The sequence below is a fragment of the Catenulispora rubra genome (assembly GCF_015356825.1).
Taxonomy (GTDB): Bacteria; Actinomycetota; Actinomycetes; order Streptomycetales; family Catenulisporaceae; genus Catenulispora; species Catenulispora rubra.
Genome location: NZ_JAACYW010000808.1, coordinates 1 through 393 on the forward strand (window position 1 = coordinate 1; position 393 = coordinate 393).

1 pseudogene is annotated in these 393 nt (G+C 76.3%); it reads right to left on the minus strand.

The features are described 5' to 3' along the window. Positions 1-261: pseudogene (locus tag GWK61_RS55515) on the minus strand (peptide chain release factor N(5)-glutamine methyltransferase); the annotation flags it as partial. Positions 262-393 lie beyond the last annotated feature (132 nt).

Sequence of the window (393 nt, forward strand, 5' to 3'; positions counted from 1 at the left end):
GACCCCGGGGCCGACCGCCAGTTCCAGGTACCGGAAGTACGCCGCGCCGGTGATGTGCTGCAACGGCTCGCGGTTCGCGCGGCGGGCGATGACCTCCCAGTACCGGGCGTCGAAGTCGTGGTCGGGGACCGTGTGCAGCTCCGCGCGGCGGACGTCGTGCACCCAGGCCGCCAGTTCCTCGGCGTCATGGCGCGGCGAGCCGACGCCGGCCTCGGCCAGCCGCAACGATGCCTGCGCGATCTCGGCGCGCAGCAGTGACAACGGCTTCGCGACGCCGGGCGCCGGCTGCCCGCCCGCCGCCGGCGCCGGCTGCCCGCCCGGCCGTTCACCGGCCGCCGAGGGCTGCCCGGCCGCCGTCGGTTCCTGTGCCACCGGAGTGGTATCGCTCACCGG